Consider the following 3,368-nt stretch of genomic DNA (forward strand, 5'->3'; position numbering starts at 1 on the left):
CCCACGGCAAGTGATTCCCCGGCCGCCGAGACGATCTTCGGATAGGTGCGTTGCGGGTAGAAGACCGATCGGGCCGCATTGAGAAGGGCTTCATGCTCATTCCCGCTGAGGATCCCCTCCGCTTCTGCCGCCTTCAGCGTGAACCGGATATTCACCAGGGGCTCTGAAAGGGAAAGTCCTGACTCGGGATCGAAGACAAGGGCAACCTCATCGTCGGAGATGAGCTCCCCGCCCCTGTACATCCGGTACACCTCGCCTATTCCGGTCATGCCGAGCGTGTCCATCTCGGCGGCCCGGAGAGCGCCCATGCTGGACGCCCCGACCACCCGGACGCCCTTTTTTACGGCGGTAAGGATCTCGCGGTGGGCAACAGCGGACTCCTGGTGGAAGACCCCGTCGATAAGGCCGATGATCGTTGCACCTTCTTCAGCTGCCCGCAGGAGATCCCCGCGTTTTGCCGGCGGCCGGTACTCTGCAGGGAGAATCTTCTCCGCAGTACCCTGCTCAAGGCTTGGCCCGAGAAAGACGATGATCCGCTGCATTCTTCACCCGCTCGCCTTTCCGCTCCGGGTCCATGGCGAACACTTCAAGGCCCGGTACGATGACGCGGACAACCGGGATCCCGATCTCCTCCCGTGTGAGGTCCACGATGATCACCCGGTCCAAACCCTGTTTCTTTAAGGATTCAACAACGAACTCGATGTCCTTTTTGAAATCATCGCTGTCAGACGATGTGACATCCCTGTAGGGAATAGTTCCGTTGTCGCGGTACCAGTAGCCGTTGATCCGCTTTGCCCGCTCGTACCCCATCCGTTTCCGCATCTCGGCAAGCGTCGTGTCCTCGCGGGCCCCGTGGATCTGTGTCAGGCGGCTCTGCGCAACCTCGGTGAGTGCCCGCATCACCGCAATCCGGGCGCTCGTGTGCGTTCCGATACCGATGGTGAGGAGCATCGGGTCTTTTGTCAGCACGTCATCTGCAACCGCGGCCATCGTGGGGATGCCGATATCGCTTGTGATGTCGCGGACAGTCACCTCAACTCCGGCATCGGCAAACTTCTTCTGCATGTCCCGGATGGTGGGATCATCAATGTCGATCACTGCCGGTCCCGTGTTGCGTGTCGTTTCAACAAGCGACCATGCATCCCGCTCGACCACTTCGGAAAGCGCGTGGAAGATTGCCTCCTCCCGGGTATTCCCTGATGCAAGGCCGTTGGTGTTCGTCCGCATGGGCCCGCGATACTGGAACGGGACCGGGTGGAAGACCGCATAGGCCGGAACCCACAGTTCCTCGCCGCGTGCGATGTCATATCCCCGGCACCAGGACAGGAACCGGTCCGTCTGGGCGCCTTCCGGGAGGATGAGGTCGTGCGGGTCGAGAACGTTTCCCTCCATCTTTATCTCATCATAGAGTGCGACCCGGATCTCGCGGTCGTGGACTTCTGCTGAATACCGTTCTATCCCCTCCATGATGGCCGAGATCCGCGACTCCTCGACCGTTGCCCCCTTTCCGTTGTAGACAGTGATTGCCCCCGCTTCTGCCGTGGGCCGGATGCAGGAGAAGACCGGGATCCCGATCCGGTCCAGGCTCGTGATGTCCGCAACCCGTGTAATGCCGGCAGCCGGCACTTTCGGCTCGATCCGGGCAAGGGTCTCTTCAAGGGGGACAGCACGCTGGGTCTCGTTGTTATAGGTCTTTTTGCACGATCGGAGCTGCATCTTTGGATCACCGGGTTGTTGTCAGGAGGGTTTCTGTGGTGAGAGATTTCTCGCTGCCGGGGTTTATACATGCCCATCCGGGATCCGGGAATGTCAACACTGCGAGGGAATTCGCAGCTAAATAAACGGATAAATAGTGTCCATGATGAATAGTCAACCGGAGAACTGATCTGCCATGAAACATCCTGTTGTGCAGTCCCTGCTCGTGTTTGAGTTGCTGACGGCCGTTGTGCTGTTTGCCGGCTGTGTATCCGCACCGCCGGACACAAAACCCGTGCCTCCGGTCTCTCCGGTAACAACCGCACTCGTGCCCTCAGAATCATCCTGTGGCATAACCAGCTGCCACGGCCTTGACCTTGCCTGCGGTGCCAATCCTCCTGAGGTATGCACGATGGAGTACCGTCTCGGTGACAAGTGCCGGCAGTACGCACGGTGTGATTCGAGCGGCGGGAGCTGCACGCTTGTGACCGATCCGCAGTTTACTACCTGCAAGGCCTGTGTGGAACGATGTGCGGCAATAAAATCAACGACCGCGGACCCGTCCATGGTCTTTGAATGCGAATCGAAGTGCTGAAAAGAGAGGGCCAGAATGCCCCTCGCCCTCCTTATCAAAAAGAGCCGGCAGATCAGAACACGTAGGTTGTCCCGACCGTGTTCAGGATGCACTTCCCCGGCATTGCTTCCATGAACCGGTTGATTGTAGTCCAGCCGGTGCAATGCATGGGGACAATGTACTGCGGATTGATCCGTTTCATCGCTTCGATGGTTGGCGGGACGACCTGTTCGTATGCCTTGCCGGAGAGGTGGAAACCTCCGAGAACCGCGTGAACGCGATCGGTTTCGGTGATCTTCTTTACGTATTCTATGGTATTGATAATCCCGGCATGGGCGCAGCCGCTCAGCACGACAAGGCCCCTGTCCCTCACGTTTACCACGAGTGCCTGGTCGTCACGGATGGTATCGGTGATCCATGTCCCGTCCCGCTCAATCTCCGCCCCCGGCATCCCCTTCTCGAATGCGGTCTTCCGCTCGATCTCACCGGTGACGAGCAGGTGACCGGCAGCAAGGGTCGAGGGTTCGGTGCGCATCTTTATATCCGCTCCGGCTTTCTTCAGAGCAACTGCATCCGGGAAGCGCTGGTTGAACAGGCCCTGCGGGGGGATGTTCCGCCTGCGGGGGAGGAAAGCATCCGGGTGCGCCATGAGCGGGACCTGGTGCCCGGCTCCGGCAACAACGCTTTCGAGGGCCCCGGTATGGTCGTAGTGGCCGTGGCTTAAGACAACCGCTTCGATCCCGGCAAGGGAGATCCCCATCTGGCGGGCATTCCATGGCAGGGCTTCACCGGAGAGCCCGGCATCCAGCAGGATGGCATGCTCCTTTTTCCCGGAGAATATCTTCACGACGCAGGAGAGGCCGTGCTCGGCCAGGATCGTACGCTCCGGGTTATAGGGTAACCGCCGGTCAACGGATGTCGACGGAGTGTCAATGAGTATGTCCGTATAGTTGTCCACGAGGACTGTTATCTCGACCCGGTCGGCCGGTTTCAGGATGTGTTCGGTCATAGATGCCCCCTCAGTGGTTCCATCGCGTTCAGTCAATAAGAAGGAGCGCCATGAGCTCGGGGTGCCCCTGCACCGGGAACCGGATCGGCA

General features: G+C 59.4%; 4 protein-coding genes. 1 reads left to right on the forward strand and 3 read right to left on the reverse strand.

The genetic code is table 11. From position 1 onward, the window contains the following. Both CW742_RS09205 and CW742_RS09210 read right to left on the reverse strand, forming a co-directional pair. Window positions 1-542: TfuA-related McrA-glycine thioamidation protein (locus tag CW742_RS09205; RefSeq protein WP_292419488.1), on the reverse strand; the 542-nt coding region annotated here is incomplete at its 3' end. Then, window positions 505-1,716 (reverse strand): YcaO-related McrA-glycine thioamidation protein, encoded by a 1,212-nt coding sequence (locus tag CW742_RS09210; RefSeq protein WP_292419490.1) that lies wholly within the window; start codon window positions 1,714-1,716, stop codon window positions 505-507. The genes CW742_RS09210 and CW742_RS09205, both read right to left, overlap by 38 nt. A gap of 175 nt (window positions 1,717-1,891) precedes the next feature. Between CW742_RS09210 and CW742_RS09215 the strand changes: the two genes are divergently transcribed. Continuing rightward, window positions 1,892-2,290: a hypothetical protein gene (locus tag CW742_RS09215; protein ID WP_292419493.1), complete on the forward strand. Its 399-nt coding sequence runs from the start codon at window positions 1,892-1,894 to the stop codon at window positions 2,288-2,290. A gap of 52 nt (window positions 2,291-2,342) precedes the next feature. On the opposite strand, the gene CW742_RS09220 is transcribed toward CW742_RS09215, so the two are convergent. Then, window positions 2,343-3,278 carry an MBL fold metallo-hydrolase gene (locus tag CW742_RS09220; RefSeq protein ID WP_292419495.1) on the reverse strand — a complete coding sequence of 312 codons (936 nt, stop codon included), beginning with the start codon at window positions 3,276-3,278 and terminating at the stop codon, window positions 2,343-2,345. Between the last annotated feature and the right edge of the window lie 90 nt (window positions 3,279-3,368).

The organism is Methanoregula sp., assembly GCF_002835825.1.
Classification (GTDB): Archaea; Halobacteriota; Methanomicrobia; order Methanomicrobiales; family Methanospirillaceae; genus Methanoregula.

Excerpts from the sequence above, each read along its gene's own strand:
- CW742_RS09220 (WP_292419495.1), bottom strand. The coding sequence starts at position 3,278 with ATGACCGAACACATCCTGAAACCGGCCGACCGGGTCGAGATAACAGTC.
- CW742_RS09210 (WP_292419490.1), bottom strand. The coding sequence starts at position 1,716 with ATGCAGCTCCGATCGTGCAAAAAGACCTATAACAACGAGACCCAGCGT.
- CW742_RS09215 (WP_292419493.1), top strand. The coding sequence starts at position 1,892 with ATGAAACATCCTGTTGTGCAGTCCCTGCTCGTGTTTGAGTTGCTGACG.